We start from the raw sequence: 15,362 nt of genomic DNA, 5'->3' as shown, positions 1-15,362 counted from the left end.
ACAACCTGAAGGCGTACCGGAGCTGCATGACGATCACACTAGGCAAGTCGAACCCACGTCGTCACCGGGAACATACGAGCGATCCATCACCGTCAAGAAGCAGAGTCCGGCTCCGCCGGAACGCCACCCCGACGCTCCGCGTTGCAACCATAGGATTCGCTTCACCCCCGGCCGAAGGCCGCAGCACTGCGAATGAATACCGGTAGCCGGGCGGCTCGGCTCGCCCGCGTCGGGTGCGATGGGAAGATGACCAGGTGAGACTCGGAATCGATGTGGGGCGCGCGACGACCGCGGCTGTTCTCGCCGGCCCGGGCCACGCCGACCGGGTGGAGGCCGAGGCAGTAGTGGCGAGCGCGCCCACGACGGCGGTGAGCCTGAGCCGCGTCCTGGCACGGCTCGGTCCCCTGCCCGGCCGAGTGCGGGCCGTCGCCGTGGTCACCGACCTGGCCCGCAGGCCGCCCATGCCGCGTCGCGTCGCGGTGCTGCGGATCTCACCGAACTCCCATGTCGCGCTCGGCCCGCTCGTCGGCTGGCCGCAGTCGGTACGCGCGGAGGTGGCCGGGCCGTACGAGGTCGTGGCCGGCGGCAGTTCCGTGACGGGGCGGCCGCTGGCCGCGCTCGACCGGCGGGCCGTCGCCGCCTTCGCGCACCGTGCCCGCGCGGCCGGGGTCACCGTCTTCGCCCTGAGTGCGGCGGGCGCTCCGACCGTGCCCGGGCCGGAACTGGAGGCGGCCGAGATCATTGCCGAAGCCGTCCCGGACGCGGCCCTCAGCCTCTCGTACGAGATCGGCTCGCCTGGCCTTCGGGAACGCGAGAACGCAACGATCCTCAACGCGGCGCTCGGCGGCTGGGCCGAGGACCTCGTACGGGACTGCCGACGCGCCCTGCGCTCCGCCGGAATCGACGCCCCGCTGCTGTTCGCCCGGGACAGCGGGGGGCTGGTGTCCGCTGACTACTTCCGTCGGCATCCCGTCATCGCGACCTCACCCGCCACCTCGTGCGCCGCCCGCGGCGCGGTGACGCGCGCGGGCAGCGGACAGGCCATCGTGGTGGATGCGGGTGCCCGCTCCGTCCGCTGCCTCACCGTGGTCGAGGGGGAGCCCGTGCGGCACGAGCGGCCTTACCCGGGGGCCCTGGGCGTCCGCGTACATCTGGGCGCCCCGGATGTGACCGAGTGGGTCGAAGGGGCAGGCGCCGGCGAGATCGATGCCGTCGTCGCACGGCTGGCAGAACGGGTGCCAGGAGCGTCGGTGGTACACACCGGCGGTGGCGCTGGCGCCGAGGGGCGGTTCGACGCGGCCCGCCATGGCACCCACGCCGACTGTCGCGCCGAGATCGAGCACATCGTACTGGCCGCAGGCAGGGCGGAGCTGGAACACCTGATGGATTCCACGCGGGACCAGGCACTGTCTCGGGCCATCGCGGCGGGCGCCGCCCCCGCCACCGTACGGGTGCGGTCGCTCACCCATGCTCCGGTCGCCTACCTGCCGGCCGGAGTGCACCGCGTGACCGTGCAGGCCGCGGGTGAACCCCTCATGGACGCTGTCGCATGACGTGTGCCGAGAACCGACTCATCGGACCGGACGAACTGGCCCACCTGGCCGTCGGCGCGCGAGTGCTCGCCGCGGGCACGGAGGAGTCCGCCTACCAGGTGGCCCTCGACTGGGCCGCCGCCGAACTCGCCGCCCACGGCCCCGTGCGGCTGATACCGGCCCACCGGGTCGCGCCCGATGGGCTCTGTCTCGCCGTCACCCTGGCGGGGGCGTCCGCCGCGCTCGCCGAAGCACTGCCCAACGGTGACGAACCGGTGCGGGCCGTGCGGGCCGTCGAGCGGACGACCGGACGCCGCGCCCGCGCCATTGTGCCGCTCAACACCGCCGCGGAGAACGCCCTGATCGCCCTCGCCACGGCCGCCCGCTGTGGTCTGCCACTCGTCGACGGCGACGGATGCGGACGTGTGCTCCCAATGCTCGAACAGACCCTACTCACCCTGGCCGGCGCGCACGCGGCGCCCCTGGCCCTGGCCACACCCGGCGGCGACGTCATCACCCTGGAGTGCGCGCGCAGCAGCGTGGAGGAACTGGTACGTCCCCTGGTCCTGGCCGCGGGCGGCTGGGCGGTCGCCGCCGGGTATCCGGTGGACGGGGCAGTGCTGGCGGGAGCCCTCGTGCACGGAACGGTCAGCCGGGCGATCGAGGTCGGCTCCCTGGAGGGGGCGGCCCGCTTCGCCGCCTGGCGGCCCCGCCGCCTGTGCCGGGGCAGGATCGTCGCCCTGGAGCCGTCGCCCGGACCGTACGGACCAGACAGCGCCGCCGCGTCCGTCACTCTGCCGTCGCGGCCCACCAGCGTCCTGGTCGACGAGGAAGAGGGACTGCGGCGCCGGTTCCGTCTGGAAGCCCACAACGAAGTGCTGCTCGCCCTGGCCGACGGCGCGGTCGTCGCGGCCGCACCCGATCACATCCTGCTGGTCACCGGCGCCGACGGGCGGGTGCTCGACGTCGAACGCGCTCTCCCGGGCCTGACCGTCGACGTGGTCGTGATCGAGGCGGCGCCCGCCTGGCACACTCCTGAAGGGCGCGCTCTGGCTGGAGCGGTCGGAGCGCTGCCATGACCCGCCCGCTGACTCTGGTCGAGCTGTTGCGACATGGCCCGCTGCCCGAGACGACCGTGTACGGCCCTGCCGATTCGCCCACCGAGATCCTGTCTGTTCGGATCGTGGACCGTGTCGAGTCGCTCGACGTACTGCAGCCCGGGACAGCTGTGGTGCTGGTTGGGCACGTCGCATCGGCGGCGTGGACCGTCGAGATGGCACTGCGCAAGGCGTGGGAGCACGCGGCGGCGTGCGTCGTGGCGGCACCGACGGCAGTGCGTGCCGGCTCGGTGGGCGAACTGGCCGACCGCCTCGGTGTTTCTCTCCTCCTCGTCGAGGGCGAACCGCTGGACACCGCCGTACTGCTGGCTTCCGCGGTGGCCCAGCCGGAGGCGGGCCGGGCGGCGCTGACGGCCCGGGCCGCCCACCGGATCGCGGGGGCCGGGCACCGGCCGGCCGAGGTACTGGCGGCCCTGCAGGACGTGCTGCCCCGCACCTCGGTGGCGCTCACCGGCCCGTCCGGCGCCCTCCTCGCCGGGCGTGCGTCGGCCCTGCACACCGCACCCGCTTCCGTGAGCGTGCGGGTATCCGTGCGTGATCCCGACGGCGGGCAGCTGGCCACCTTGACGGCGCGGTCGCAGTCCCGCGCTCCGGACTGGGCCACGACGATGGCGGAAGTCCTGGACTTGGCCGTGGCTCCGCTGACCGCCTGGGCCGCCGGCGAACGGCTCGGCGTGGAGCGGTCCGAGCGAGCGGCCTCAGCCCTGTTGCGGACGCTGCTCGATCGAGACGTGCCCGACACGGGCATTGTTGCGGCGGACAGCGAACCCGACCCGGTTCTGAGCTCGGCGGTCGCGCTCGGCTGGGCGACCGACGGGCCGCTCCTCGCCTACGCGCTGCGCCGGGGAGTCGCCCCGTCGACGGAGACCGGACCGCTGCTCACGGCGTGGTGGAACCGTGCCGGGATCGGTGGCCCGCTCGTCGCGTACCGGGACGTCTGGGTCTGCTGGCGCACCCTGGAAGGGGACGAACCACCGGCTGAAGCCCTCGTACGCGCGGAACGGCGCCTGGCCGCGGCGGTCGCCGAGGCCGCGTTGCCCTGGCCGGTGGCCGGGGCTGTCGCGGGCCCGCTCGAGAGCCTCGCTGCGCTGGGGCCCGCGCTCGACGACGCCGTCGCCGCTGTCGGGGTCGCCCGGCCGGGCACGGTCGTACGCGCGGACCGGGCGGGATCCGCCCAACTGCTCGCGGCGCTGCCCCGCGACGCGCTGCGCCGGCCGGCTGCCGCACTGCTGGCCCCGCTGCTCGCCGCCGACCGCGACGGCACGCTGCTGCGGACGCTGGCCGTCCTGCTCGACGTCGGTGGTGCCCCCTCGGCCGCGGCCGCCCGCCTTGGGGTGCACCGCAACACGGTGACGGCACGACTGGAGAGGCTGCGCACCCTGGGCTGCGATCTGGAGGACCCGGAGCTGCGGCTTCCGCTGCATGTCGCGTGCCAGGTGCTGCTCGATGAGGGCCGGTGAGCGACGGTGACACCAGGCAGGGAAGAGTCATCTTCTCTGCCCGGCACCGTCGTTGGCCGCCGGCCCGTACCCGGTGTCAGCTGGTGTAGCGCTCCCGGGCGTGCTCCGCGGTGAGCACTCCCTGCCGGATGTCCTGCGCCACCGCATCGGCGGCGCGCTCGGACACCGGACCGTAGCCGCCGCCTCCGCCGCTCTCACAGCGCAGCACGTCGCCCTGGCGCACCGGGAGCGCGTTCGCCTTCAGCAGTGAACGGGATTCACGGCGGCCCGGGTTGAGGGTCACCCGGGGCGCGGCCCCGTCCGCACCACCGAACAGTCCCCAGGCCGGCGTGACCGACCGCTCCCACCACAGGGACAGGTTCTGGTCGGCGGTGAAGACGTACTCGCGTACGACCCCATGGCCACCCCGGGTCCGCCCGGGGCCTGCGGAGTCGGGACGTACGGCGTACTGCTCGACCCTCACCGGGAACAGCGTCTCCAGGACCTCGACAGGCATGTCCCGCAGTGAGCCGTTGACGTTGTTGATCAGGCAGGTCTCGCCGTCACCGGCCTCCCAGGCACCCCAGCCGCCGACCGTCGCCTCCTGCGACACGAACAGCTTGCCGCTGCGCGGGTCGAGGCCGGTGAACTGCACGATCATGGAGTCCCCGTACGAGGCCGCCGCGGCACGCTCCGGCATCGCGGGCGCCAGAGCCTTGACGACCAAGTCGATGACGAGGCCGAGGTGGGAGTAGTAGTACTGGCAGGCCGCCGGTTCGATCGCGGCCAGCATGGACCCGGGCCGCGTCACGACCTCCAAAGGGGCGAACGAACCGCCGTTGAGCGGGACTTCACCGCTGACCAGAAGCTTGTAACCGACCCGGCAGGCCGCGACGGTCTGCGCCGCACCGCAGTTGACCGGCCCGGTCGCCTGGTCCGCGCAGTCGGTGACGTCGATGACCATGCGATCGCCGTCTATCGTGACGCACACGGTGACGTGCAGCGGGGTGTCAAGGTCGATGCCGTCATTGTCCAGGCGGCCAGTGGCCTCGTACACCCCGTCCGGTATGCCGGCGATCTGCGCGCGCTCCAGTTGGCGGGTCTGCTCGAAGATGGCGTCCCGGGCGGCTGCGAGCGTGTCGGTGCCCCAGCGCTCGACAATCTCCGCGAGCCGCCGCGCGCCGGTGAGTGCGCAGGCCACCTGTGCGCGCATGTCACCGAGCGTGGGCTGCGGGAACCGCACCTGGCGGGCGATCAGATCCTGCGTCAGCACGCATGGCTCACCGCTTTCATAGATCTTCAACGGGCCCATGCGCAGACCCTCTTGATAGATCGTTGTGGAGTCCATGGAGCCGCCGGGGTCCTTGGAACCCATGTCGATCCAGTGCGCCCGGGACGCGGCGAAGCCGACGAGTTCGCCGCTGACGTGGATGGGCGCGTAGACCGTCACGTCGTTGAGGTGCGTACCGCCGATGTACGAGTCGTTGAGTACCCAGACGTCGCCCTCGCGCCACACGTCGCGGCCGTACATGCGCTCGGTGGCGCGGGTGCACTCCTCCAGGTTGCCGAGGAAGATCGGCAGACCCGACGACTGGCCGAGGACGTGGTGGTCCCGGTCGAGCAACGCGACGGCGCAGTCCTTCGCCTCGTAGATCGTCGGCGTGTACGCCGAGCGGATCAGCGTGGTGTTCATGTCCTCCGCGGCCTGGAGCAGCGCGCAGCGGATGATCTCCGTGGTGATGGGGTCGATGGTGCGGGCCGGGTCGGTGACGGCCTCTGCAGGGGAGCTCATGCGGCGCCTCCGAGCTTGATCACGAGGAAGCCGTTCGCGTCGACGGTGACGAGCGCGTCCGGCGGGACGACGGTGGTGGAGGTGGCCTCGACGACGACCGCCGGACCGTTGAACTGCGCACCGACGGCGAGGTGTTCACGCCGGAGCACAAGGGTGTCGTGCGTCTTGCCGCCGAAGACGACGGGCTTGGTACGGCCGGCCCACGGGCTGTCGCCCGCCTCCGATGTGTACGGCCGGGTCTCCTGGGAGGGCGGGGCGCCGAGCGCTGTGGTGCGCAGCGTCACGAACTCGACCGGCGCCTCGGGCGTGGCATGCCCGTAACGCTGCTCGTGCTGCGCGGCGAACCGGGCGGAGACCGTGGCGAGGAAGCCGTCCGAGAGCGGCTCGTCGGCACCGGTCAGCGGCACGGTCAACGTGTAGTCCTGGCCCTCGTAGCGCATGTCCACGGCGTGCTCGACGGAGCGGCGCTCGGCGGAGACGCCCTGCTCATCGAGCGCGGAAAGACCCTGGGTGCCCAGATCGCCGAGGGCGTCGGCCAGCGCGGTGCAGTCGAGCGCGTCGCCGGGGGTGAAGAACTGCCGGGTCAGGTCGCGCCGCACGGCGGTGCCCAGCATGCCCCAAGCGGAGAACGCCCCGGGGAACAGCGGAACCACAACCTCCTCGACGCCAAGCTCCCGGGCGATCTCCACAGCGTGCATGGGGCCCGCGCCGCCGAACGCGAGAAGGGTGAACTCTCTTGGCTCGCGGCCGTGTTCGACGGTCAGCGTGCGGATAGCCTGCGCCATCTTCGCGTTGGCGACGTCACAGATGCCGCCGGCCAGAGCGAGCGGGTCCAGGTCGAGTTCGTCGGCCAGGGACCCCACAGCGGCCCGTGCGGCCGCGACATCCAGTGTCATGTGGCCGCCCGCGAACCAGTCGGGGTCGACACGGCCGAGTACCGCATTGGCGTCGGTCACCGTGGGCCGGGTCCCGCCGCGTCCGTAGCAGGCGGGCCCGGGCACGGCGCCTGCCGACTCGGGGCCCACCCGCAGACCGCCCCCCTCCGCATATGCGAGAGATCCGCCGCCCGCACCGATCGTGTGCAGGTTCACCAGAGGGATCAGCACCGGGAAGCCGTCAGCCGTGCCCTCGTTGGAGATGTCGGGCCGGCCGTCGAGGACCAAAGACACGTCGAAGGAAGTGCCTCCCATGTCGACGCAGATCGCGTTCGCGCAGCCCAGCAGGCCCGCCGCCGCGACACCGCCCATGGTGCCGCCGACCGGCCCGGACAGCAGCGTCTGCAAGGGGTGCGAGCGAGCGAAAGAGGCGTTGACGACCCCTCCCGAGGACTGCATGACCTGCACCGGGACGCCGAGACCATGCTCGGAGAACCGTTCTTCGATGTGGCCCAGGTAGCGGCGCACGACCGGTCCTGTGTACGCATCGAGAACCGCGGACGAAGTCCGCTCGTACTCACGCCACTCACCCGCGACAGCGTGCGAGAGCACCACCATCACCTCGTCGCCCAGCTCCTCGCGCAAGATCTCCCCGGCCCGCAGCTCGTGCCGAGGGTCGACATAGCTGAACAGGAACGACACGGACACCGCCGTATACCCCTCGGCGCGTACCCGCCGGGCGGCCGCCCGCACCGCGGCCTCGTCCAGCGGCCGCAGCTCAGCGCCCTGCCAGTCGAGCCGGCCACCGACCTGCACGGTCGAGTACCGGTCCACCAGCGGCACCGGCTTGCGGTAGTGAAGGTCGAACATTCGATCGCGATTGCCGCGGGCGATGTGATAGACGTCCCGCATTCCCTCGGACATCATCAGCAGCACCTTGGCGCCCTTGCGCTCCAGGAGCGCGTTGAGCCCCTGCGTGGTGCCGTGCACGAAGAACGAGATGGCGGTGGGATCCGACACGGCACGACCCAGCGAGGCGAAGACGCCCTCCGCCAAATCGCCCGGTGTCGTCGGAGCCTTCGCCGCGAAGTAGGTGCCGCGCATCTCGTCGTACGCGACGACGTCGGTGAAAGTGCCACCGATGTCCATAGCCACCCGGTATGTCATGCCGCCTCCCAGCTGTCTCGGGGAATGGACGGACGCTAACCAGACGGGGCCGCACACAATGTGTGCGTCGCGCACGATCCAAAAGCATGGACCATGCGTGACGCACACCGCGGGGTTAAGCGCCGCAAGCGGTACCAACCCTCGTGATCAGCGCACCTGGTCGCCCAAGCCGCCGCCCGCCTGCTGCACGTCCTCGTGAAGATGGACGATGCGCCAGTCCTGGCCCATGGAGCGGCGCAGCACGGCGGTGTTGCGCACGACCTCCGGCCGCAGCGGCGCGCCCGACGCATCAGGTGCAAAGTCGACGCGCAGCCAGTACCGCAGCAGCGCGAGGTCGCCGAAGACATCGATCACCGGGTCAAAGGCATCGAGCCCCGTCTCCTCAGGTCCCACACCCGATGCGGGACGTTCGTCACGGACACGGTCCAAATCCGCCTTACCGCACAGCAACCGGGCGGTGGCGGAGTCCCAGATCGTCGCGTCCGGGTCCAGGCACGCGTCGATCGCAGTCCGGTCCTGACGGGCGTAGGCCGCGTACATGCCGGTGATCACTGACCAGACGGCCTGCGCCTGGGACTCTGTGGCACCCGGGCGCGCGGATCCGACGGCATGGGTGGAGAGGGAGTCGGTGGGCGGGTTTGTAGACAACGCTGACACTCCAGGGTGGTCGCGGTGGATCAAGTGGTCGGGCGGACGCTCCCGCCTGAGAGGCGGACTATGGCCGTCGAAACAGTCATGATCCTCCTCGGATAGCGGCACCCTGCGTCACCACCGAAAGCGAGACAGAGCCGATCGCTGCACAGACCCGCGGAACTCATGTGCAGTGCTCCTTTGCTCGACGCGTCAGCCTACTGAAGGAGCGTTTTGTCCAGGCGAGGTTGCTTGCTTCGAGGTTCAGGTGTCGCCAGTTCGGAGTGAATTCGCGAGTGAGTCCGCGGCATATGAGGTCGAACATCCCGACCTGGATTATGGCTTCAAAGCGGTGGGGGTGGGTTTCGCAGTCGTGGGCCAGGCGGCGGTGGTGCATCAGCCGGCCGAAGGTTCTCGAGTCGTTTCTTGCCAGTCCGGCGGAGGGAGGCAGGGGTCTCATAGCCGCAGCTGCTGCCTGAGCCGCAATGGTGTTAGCTGACCCCGACAGCCAGGGCAACGTCGGGGAGGAGTTGGACGAGTTGGAGCAGCTCAGCATCTCGCAACAGCGAAGGCCGGCCGAAGGGACGGCGCCCCTCACCCGCCACCGTCATGCGCATGCTGCGCGAGCACGCGAACAGGCCGGGGAACAGAGAGCACACGATCATCCCGCTGCTTTGCGGCTGGTGTCCGTGCCAGGATCCCGGGGCTTGTGCGTGCGCCGACCAGCAGGCTCGACTCGCATCATGCAGCCGCTCACGTGGGGAATCATCCCTGCAGACAGCACCCCACGACCCCAAGGAGGCACGGCCCCGTGACGACCGTGATACCGGCGCACATACGCGACCGCTGCATTGAGCTGGGCCACGGCGCCCTGTACGCGGTCAAGGTTCTCGGCAGGCAGCTGCAGGACGACCCTCAACTGGGCGAGCCCACGGGCAACCTGGCCCTGTACACCGTGACGATCGACGGCGAAGCCTTCGACGACTGCCCGCCTCTGACCGTGCGCTACGCCTACGGCCCGCCCCTTCTGGACGAGGGACAGCTCCAGATCCAGGACGTCACCGCGACCGGCCCGGCCCCCACGACGGACAACACCGCCTCCACCCCCGCGCCCGTCCCCGACCCGAAGCTGGAACGGCTCGCCGCCCGGCAGGTGACCGAAGCCTGGCAGCGCATCACCGCTTGGCTTGAACAGAACGCGCCTGCGTCCTACGCGGCGCTTCTGCCCGCAGCGACCGAGCGCGACATAGCAGCCCTGGAACACGACATGGGCGTCCGCGCCCCGGTGGAGCTGCGCGCCCTGTGGCTGCTGTGTGCCGGCGGCCAGGACACCACGGCGGCTTGCTTCCTGCCTGAAGGCGGGTGGGCGCTACTGCCGCTGGAGTCCGCGGGCAGGGTCTACCGGTGGCAATCGCAGTGGCAGCAGCAGAGCGGCGATGCCGAGTCCCCGATCTGGAAAGCGACATGGATCCCGTTCTGCTCGTGGTCGGTGACCGACACCAGCTACGGCCGGTTCATCGACGCGGAGACCGGAGAGATCGGACACTGGGACGACACGGGGGTGCGCACGGTCGAGGACGTGTCGTTGACGATGTTCCTCGAGGACATCGCCGACACCCTGGAGAACCCACAGCTGGCCACCGGCTACCGGCCCGGCCTGATAGGCGAGCGGCTGGTGTGGGGACCGCCGGTCGCGCTGGACGAGGCGGACCTGTGGCGGCCGTGGACCGGCTGACGTAGACGACAAGGGGGGCGGACACATTTCTGTCCGCTCCCCTTGTCGTGTTCAAACGCTACTCAGACCTGGCGCCAAGCGCAGGTCGTGGCCACCCCCGAGCAGTGGTTGAAGCCGGGGTTGTCGACGAAGAATCCGTCATCGTCCAGCAGTCGCCACACCGAAGGCTGAAGTTTGCTGAACGCGCCCTGGTTCTGGGACGAGTCGATCGCAGCGCGCCCGCAGCGCTCGGTGCCGGCCGGCCCGTTGGTCGCGGTACGCGTATCGGCGAACAGACCGAAGTCGTCCGACCCGTTGCCCACCCCGTTGAACGCCCAGTCCGTGAACAGCTGCGCGCACTTGTCGCCGCTACTGACCTGGTTGACGCCGCCGGGGAATCCACCGCTTTCGTGCGTGGACGCGGGGGCGTACTCGTCGCAGTCGGTGTTGCCCACGACGTCATCGGCGGGATGCTTGGTCCAGCTGGTGGGGCACACGACGCCCCGGCTGTCACCCGATGACCAGGGCGCCCCGGTATTCGGGTTCTTCTCGGTGGTGTCCGGGCCCAGGTAGTGCAGCAGACTGTCCCACCGCACCGATCCGGCATGGTCGGGCATGGTTTCCTGCATCAGCCAGTAGTAGGCACCGGCTGCCGGGTACAGGTTGGTGTCGACCGTGTACGTCGGCTTGAAGAACGGCAGTACGCAGCCAGGGGTGACCGCGCCACGGGTGATGTCGTCGCAGCGGGGGGCCAGTTCACGGACCTGGCTGATGCCGCTGCTGCCGAAGTCGGCCGTGGCGTCGAGCGAATTGCTGGCATCGACGGACGCGGTGATCGACCAGTCCAGATCGATCTGCTCCTTGCCGGTCCCGGTCCACCGGGTGACGACGGTGCCCCACCGTCCGTAGTAGCCGCCCAGCGGGTCGTAGTCCCAGTGGGCGCCCACGGTCGGGTTGGCCCCGTCATCGACCCACTGGATCGGCGCCACGTCGCACGACGTGCACGACGAGCCGACGTTCCACTTCATCGTGACGCCTTCCAGGGCGGGGTCGATGTAGGTGGGGATGATCACGATCTGCTGGTCGAATTCCGCGAAGTCGCTGCCGCTCTCCGACTTGTTGCGGTACGTCTTCATGCGCTGCTCGAACTTGAACGTGCCGCGTCCGATGGCCGGCTTCTCCGGGTCGGAGTCGAAGAACCACAGCTCGCCTTCGCCCAGGTCCTTCAGGCAGGCTTCGGTGCGGGTCATGTAGTCCAGACCGTCCCCGGCAGGGGTGCACCAGTCGACCAGGTCCACCGCGTCGTTGCCGCCCGGAGTGCCATCGGCAGCAGCCCCGGCGGTGAAAGTCTGCGTGGTCTTCTTCGTCTTGCCGGGCTTGGGCCGCTCGGCCTTACCGTCCTTGGCTGGCTTTCCGTCCTTGCCTGGCTTGCTCAGCGTGAAGCACACGCGCCGGTCCTGCTTGTCCGGCTTGGAGCAGTCCTTCTTGTCGAAGTCCGACAGCGAGGGTGATGCGGCCGCCGTCCGGGCCGCAGCGGTCGCGGATCCGTCCGGGTCGGTTCGGGTGAACTCGTCCGTCGTCTGCTTGAGCGGGTCGATCGTCGAGGACGACTGAGCGACCGGAAATGTCGCGTACGGATCCACGCGGAACGTCGTCCACGGCGACCAGGTCGTTTCGTACAGGCTGCCGTCGAAGGCGTTGGTGTGGAACGTGTACAGCGTCCTGGGATCCAGGACCCCGTAGTCGATCTGGACCTTGGCCAGCGCCCCTGACGCGGTGTACGGGGAGACCAGCACTCCGTACGGGTTGGCGTCGGTCAGCTTGACCTTGGCCTTGGGTGTGCCGTCCGCGTTGGCCGTCCACACCTCGAACGTCAGCGTCGACTTGTCGCCGTCCGCGTCGGTGACCGTGTTGCGCAGGACGGCCTCCGGGGCGATGACCCGCCAGGCGCTGCCGGACTTCTTGAACTGCGGCCCCGCTGACGGGGACTTGCCGGACACCGGCCGCGACCCTGCCGCTGCCAGGCCCGCCTTCTCAGGGCCGTGGACCTGCGGTGGCGGCGCCATCGGATCCGCGTCCCCAGGCGAGCCGGCAGCCGAAGCCGTCCCCGATCCCGCCATAACAGCAAGAACGGCGCCCACTGCCAGGCAGCGAAGCGCCGTCGTTATACGCGTGCGTCTCAACGATCCCCCTTGAAAGGTACGGATGTTCGACACAACCTCACCACACCCAACTTCCGTACGACAGAGCCTTCTTGCGTCACTGTGGCGGGATCCCGTCGTACATCAGCTGCCGCGATAGCCGCGCCTTCGCCCTGGCTCCGCAGATTCTCGTCTCGCACCACTTCACCCGCGACGGCGAAGACGGCCGCTACCGTCGGGGCAACCCTCGGCACCCGCCTCCACCAAGCACTGGGCGCAGATCGCCAGGGAACTCCGCCAGGTCTCCATGGCAGCGACCGAGGACGCCGCCGCAGCCGGGTTCGCCGAGTTCGAGGAGCTGTGGGGCAGGCGTTACCCGGCCCTGATCGCAGTCTGGCGCCGCAGCTGGGAACTCTTCGTGATGTTCCTGCGGTTCCCGCCCGAGATCCGCGTGATCGCCCACACGGCGAACGTGATCGAGAGCCTCAAATCCGGCTTGTCTCAGGCCACTCGTCGGTGCGGACACTTCCCCCTACGAGGAATCAGCCCTGAAGGTGCTCTACCTCCGTGATCCGCGATCGCCAGCCGAACCGGCGCAATCCCACCGGCCGGACGCACAACTGGAAGGAGGCGATCAAGCGATCGGCACCCGAGCTGCTATTACGGCGACCGGTCACCGAGAATCAGTAGACACAGAAGAAGCGTCACCACCGGGGCTCACTCACACAGAGATCAAGACCCTCTCGCTCACGGCACCGTGGTTGCACCCGCCCGAACCACTGCGCGATGTGGCGCATCGAGGACTCGAACGTGTCCGCCGGGGCCACCCGCATCACGCTGCGACCACCTGGCAGCGGTCTCCACCCTCTCCATGCAACTTGGCTCGCCTCACCCCGTTGCGGGCCCCATCCGCCGGGCCCGCGAAGACGAGCTCGAGCACTGCGGACCGGTGGACGGCGAGCTCCCCGCCGTGGATCTACTCGAAGAGCCCCGACGGGGGCTACGACGTCGAAAGGTACGGGCGCCGCGGTGGAAGGGCGGCATCAAACCTAAGGTCGCCCGAAGCGGCGTCATCCACGGCTCTGGGCTCGGCAAGGTCCGCTGGGCAGTCGAGCGCGGCTTCGCCTGGCCGCACCGGTTCAAACGACTCCGCATCCGCTGCGAACGACGCGCCGGCCTCCACCGCACCAGCCGCCTCCGTGTCGTCCTCACCTGGGAGTCAAGGCCTCGCGAAGAGGCACTCGTCGGTCTCTGACGGCCCTTGGACAAACCCGGCCGAGGGGCCGAGGGGAATGGTCATGTGCGCAGAACCTCGCCGGAGCCGAGCGCTGCAGACGCGCCCGGACGTGCCGCTGTCCGATCTTGGCAGGCGGCCAGGAGAGAGGTGCGTCGTGACTCGATGCCCGCCCTGGGCCGCGTCGGCGAAGATGGACCTGTCCACCGTCCAAGCCAGCGAGGAGTCCCAGCGCAGATGGCTACTTCCGCCCCCGGCCCGAGGCCGCCGACGATCGCCGATGTCGCGCGCGTCGCCGGTGTTTCGCGCACGACCGTGTCGCACGCCCTGAACGGGCTCGGCAAGGTCGATCCCCGGACGCGGGAGCGCGTCCAGCAGGTCGCGGCGGAGCTGGGCTACCGCCCCAACCTTCGGGCGCAGCGGCTGCGGCGTGGGCAGGCAAAGGCCATTGCGCTGGCCTCGTCGATGCCGTTCGCGGTGGCGGGCGGGCCGTCCCGGCTCGGCTTCTACATGGAGGTCGCGGCGGCGGCCGCGGAGAGCGCACTCCTCCACGACTACGCACTGGTGCTCGTACCGCCCGTGCAGTCGGGTTCCGCGCTGTACTCCGTCGACATCGACGGGGCCATCGTCGTCGAGCCGGACGTCGATGACGCCGCGGTCGCGCAGCTGCGTGAGCGCGGGCTGCCGTACGTGACGCTCGGCAGGCCGGTGTCGGCCGAGGAGGACGCGCCGTACGTCGACCTGCACGGTGAACTGGTGGTCGAGCTGCTGCTGGCGCACCTGCACGAGCAGGGTGCGGTGAGGCCGGCGCTGATCGTGGGCTCCGGTTCGCGGCATTCGTCCGTCGACGCGCTCACCGCGTACGAGCGCGTGGCCGAGCGGCACAGCTGGGCGCCGATCATGGCGAGGGTTCCGGAGTCGGGCGGTGAGCAGGCGGGGTACGAACGGTGCGCCGAACTGCTCGCCGAGCACCCGGACGTCGACGCAGTCTGCGCGCTGGTCGATGCCTTCGCGGTGGGCGCGGTCCGGGCGATCCGGGACAGCGGACGGACCGTACCGGACGACGTCATGGTCGTCACCCGCTACGACGGCCTGCGCGCCCGCACCTGTGAACCGCCTCTGACGGCGGTCGACCTGCACCTGGACCAGGCCGCGTCCGACGCGGTGGAGCTGTTGCTGGGGCGGCTTCGCGGGGACACGGTCACGCCGTCGGTGGCGGTGTCCCCGAACCCGCGGGTGATCGTCCGGGCTTCGTCGGCAAAGGTCGGCCGCCGGAGCTGAATCCGGCCGGGACTCGTCCAGAGCCTCGGCCGAGCAGGCCGCCGCATGACCGGGTCGCCCTGCTCCAGGACCCGCCGCTCCAGGACCCACCGATCCGGGGCACCCCCCGCCGGCGACAGCAGCAGGGCGGCCTCCTTGCGCGGGGCTGTCGTGCCTGACCAGCCCTGAGCCAGCTGACTCCCCGGGCGCCTCCTGCGCATTGCCCATGGCGATGGGCAGTTCGTGGATGCTCTGTGTGAACCCGGTGACGGACGCTTTCGCCCGGCCCGGGGCTTGCCGGTTGCGTCCAGGGAAGTGGTGTACGGGTTCGACCTGATCCGGGGGTTTGCTCCGGCATCGGGATAGTGCCCGCATAGATGAACGGCCACCGGCTGATCTTCGAAGTGACGAAGCCTCGAAGGAGATCAGCACGATGACCGCACCAGACAGTCTGCCCCTG

9 protein-coding genes and 4 pseudogenes are annotated in these 15,362 nt (G+C 70.2%); 8 read left to right on the top strand and 5 right to left on the bottom strand.

Annotated elements, in window-relative coordinates; genetic code table 11:
* Positions 1 to 254 precede the first annotated feature (254 nt).
* From ACZ67T_RS45435 to ACZ67T_RS45425, 3 genes are read left to right on the top strand one after another with little or no spacing between them, the layout of a single operon-like run.
* Positions 255 to 1,553 carry a hydantoinase/oxoprolinase family protein gene (locus ACZ67T_RS45435; RefSeq protein ID WP_469992836.1) on the top strand — a complete coding sequence of 433 codons (1,299 nt, stop codon included), beginning with the start codon at positions 255 to 257 and terminating at the stop codon, positions 1,551 to 1,553.
* Positions 1,550 to 2,611, top strand: coding sequence for a DUF917 domain-containing protein (locus tag ACZ67T_RS45430; RefSeq protein ID WP_469992835.1), 1,062 nt, complete (start codon positions 1,550 to 1,552; stop codon positions 2,609 to 2,611). The genes ACZ67T_RS45435 and ACZ67T_RS45430 overlap by 4 nt, the downstream gene beginning before the upstream one ends.
* Positions 2,608 to 4,110 carry a PucR family transcriptional regulator gene (locus ACZ67T_RS45425; RefSeq protein ID WP_469992833.1) on the top strand — a complete coding sequence of 501 codons (1,503 nt, stop codon included), beginning with the start codon at positions 2,608 to 2,610 and terminating at the stop codon, positions 4,108 to 4,110. Before ACZ67T_RS45430 ends, ACZ67T_RS45425 begins: the two co-directional genes overlap by 4 nt.
* Before the next feature lie 76 nt (positions 4,111 to 4,186).
* Here ACZ67T_RS45425 and ACZ67T_RS45420 read toward each other — a convergent pair whose 3' ends face one another.
* From ACZ67T_RS45420 to ACZ67T_RS45405, 4 genes and pseudogenes are all read right to left on the bottom strand, one after another.
* On the bottom strand, positions 4,187 to 5,881 hold the full coding sequence (locus tag ACZ67T_RS45420) for a hydantoinase B/oxoprolinase family protein (RefSeq protein WP_469992831.1): 1,695 nt from the start codon (positions 5,879 to 5,881) through the stop codon (positions 4,187 to 4,189).
* Positions 5,878 to 7,923 (bottom strand): hydantoinase/oxoprolinase family protein, encoded by a 2,046-nt coding sequence (locus ACZ67T_RS45415; RefSeq protein ID WP_469992829.1) that lies wholly within the window; start codon positions 7,921 to 7,923, stop codon positions 5,878 to 5,880. Before ACZ67T_RS45415 ends, ACZ67T_RS45420 begins: the two co-directional genes overlap by 4 nt.
* Before the next feature lie 147 nt (positions 7,924 to 8,070).
* Positions 8,071 to 8,475 carry a DUF4440 domain-containing protein gene (locus ACZ67T_RS45410; protein ID WP_469992827.1) on the bottom strand — a complete coding sequence of 135 codons (405 nt, stop codon included), beginning with the start codon at positions 8,473 to 8,475 and terminating at the stop codon, positions 8,071 to 8,073.
* Positions 8,476 to 8,824: 349 nt separating this feature from the next.
* Positions 8,825 to 8,968 (bottom strand): annotated as a pseudogene (locus ACZ67T_RS45405) (IS5 family transposase); the annotation flags it as partial.
* 396 nt (positions 8,969 to 9,364) lie between these two features.
* On the opposite strand from ACZ67T_RS45405, the gene ACZ67T_RS45400 reads away from it, so the two are divergent.
* The gene (locus ACZ67T_RS45400; protein ID WP_469992825.1) at positions 9,365 to 10,288 is read left to right on the top strand and encodes an SMI1/KNR4 family protein; all 924 of its coding nucleotides are present in this window, start codon (positions 9,365 to 9,367) and stop codon (positions 10,286 to 10,288) included.
* Between the two features lie 62 nt (positions 10,289 to 10,350).
* On the opposite strand, the gene ACZ67T_RS45395 is transcribed toward ACZ67T_RS45400, so the two are convergent.
* Positions 10,351 to 12,267, bottom strand: coding sequence for a hypothetical protein (locus tag ACZ67T_RS45395; protein ID WP_469992823.1), 1,917 nt, complete (start codon positions 12,265 to 12,267; stop codon positions 10,351 to 10,353).
* A 308-nt stretch (positions 12,268 to 12,575) separates the two neighbouring features.
* Here ACZ67T_RS45395 and ACZ67T_RS45390 point away from each other — a divergent pair.
* The 4 genes and pseudogenes from ACZ67T_RS45390 to ACZ67T_RS45375 all read left to right on the top strand — a co-directional run.
* A pseudogene (locus tag ACZ67T_RS45390) lies at positions 12,576 to 12,662 on the top strand (SAM-dependent methyltransferase); the annotation flags it as partial.
* A 2-nt stretch (positions 12,663 to 12,664) separates the two neighbouring features.
* Positions 12,665 to 13,098: pseudogene (locus ACZ67T_RS45385) on the top strand (transposase); the annotation flags it as partial.
* Between the two features lie 382 nt (positions 13,099 to 13,480).
* Positions 13,481 to 13,591, top strand: a pseudogene (locus ACZ67T_RS45380) (IS5/IS1182 family transposase); the annotation flags it as partial.
* Between the two features lie 288 nt (positions 13,592 to 13,879).
* Entirely contained in the window at positions 13,880 to 14,923 is a 1,044-nt protein-coding gene (locus ACZ67T_RS45375; protein ID WP_469992822.1) for a LacI family DNA-binding transcriptional regulator, read from the top strand.
* The last annotated feature ends 439 nt before the right edge of the window (positions 14,924 to 15,362 follow it).

This window comes from Streptomyces sp. NPDC107517 (assembly GCF_055582645.1).
This window is presented reverse-complemented; position numbering and strand designations above follow the sequence as displayed.

What these genes read in the sequence shown, in the direction of transcription:
- ACZ67T_RS45430 (WP_469992835.1), top strand. Translation starts at nt 1,550, where the DNA reads ATGACGTGTGCCGAGAACCGACTCATCGGACCGGACGAACTGGCCCAC.
- ACZ67T_RS45425 (WP_469992833.1), top strand. Translation starts at nt 2,608, where the DNA reads ATGACCCGCCCGCTGACTCTGGTCGAGCTGTTGCGACATGGCCCGCTG.
- ACZ67T_RS45420 (WP_469992831.1), bottom strand. Translation starts at nt 5,881, where the DNA reads ATGAGCTCCCCTGCAGAGGCCGTCACCGACCCGGCCCGCACCATCGAC.
- ACZ67T_RS45415 (WP_469992829.1), bottom strand. Translation starts at nt 7,923, where the DNA reads ATGACATACCGGGTGGCTATGGACATCGGTGGCACTTTCACCGACGTC.
- ACZ67T_RS45375 (WP_469992822.1), top strand. Translation starts at nt 13,880, where the DNA reads ATGGCTACTTCCGCCCCCGGCCCGAGGCCGCCGACGATCGCCGATGTC.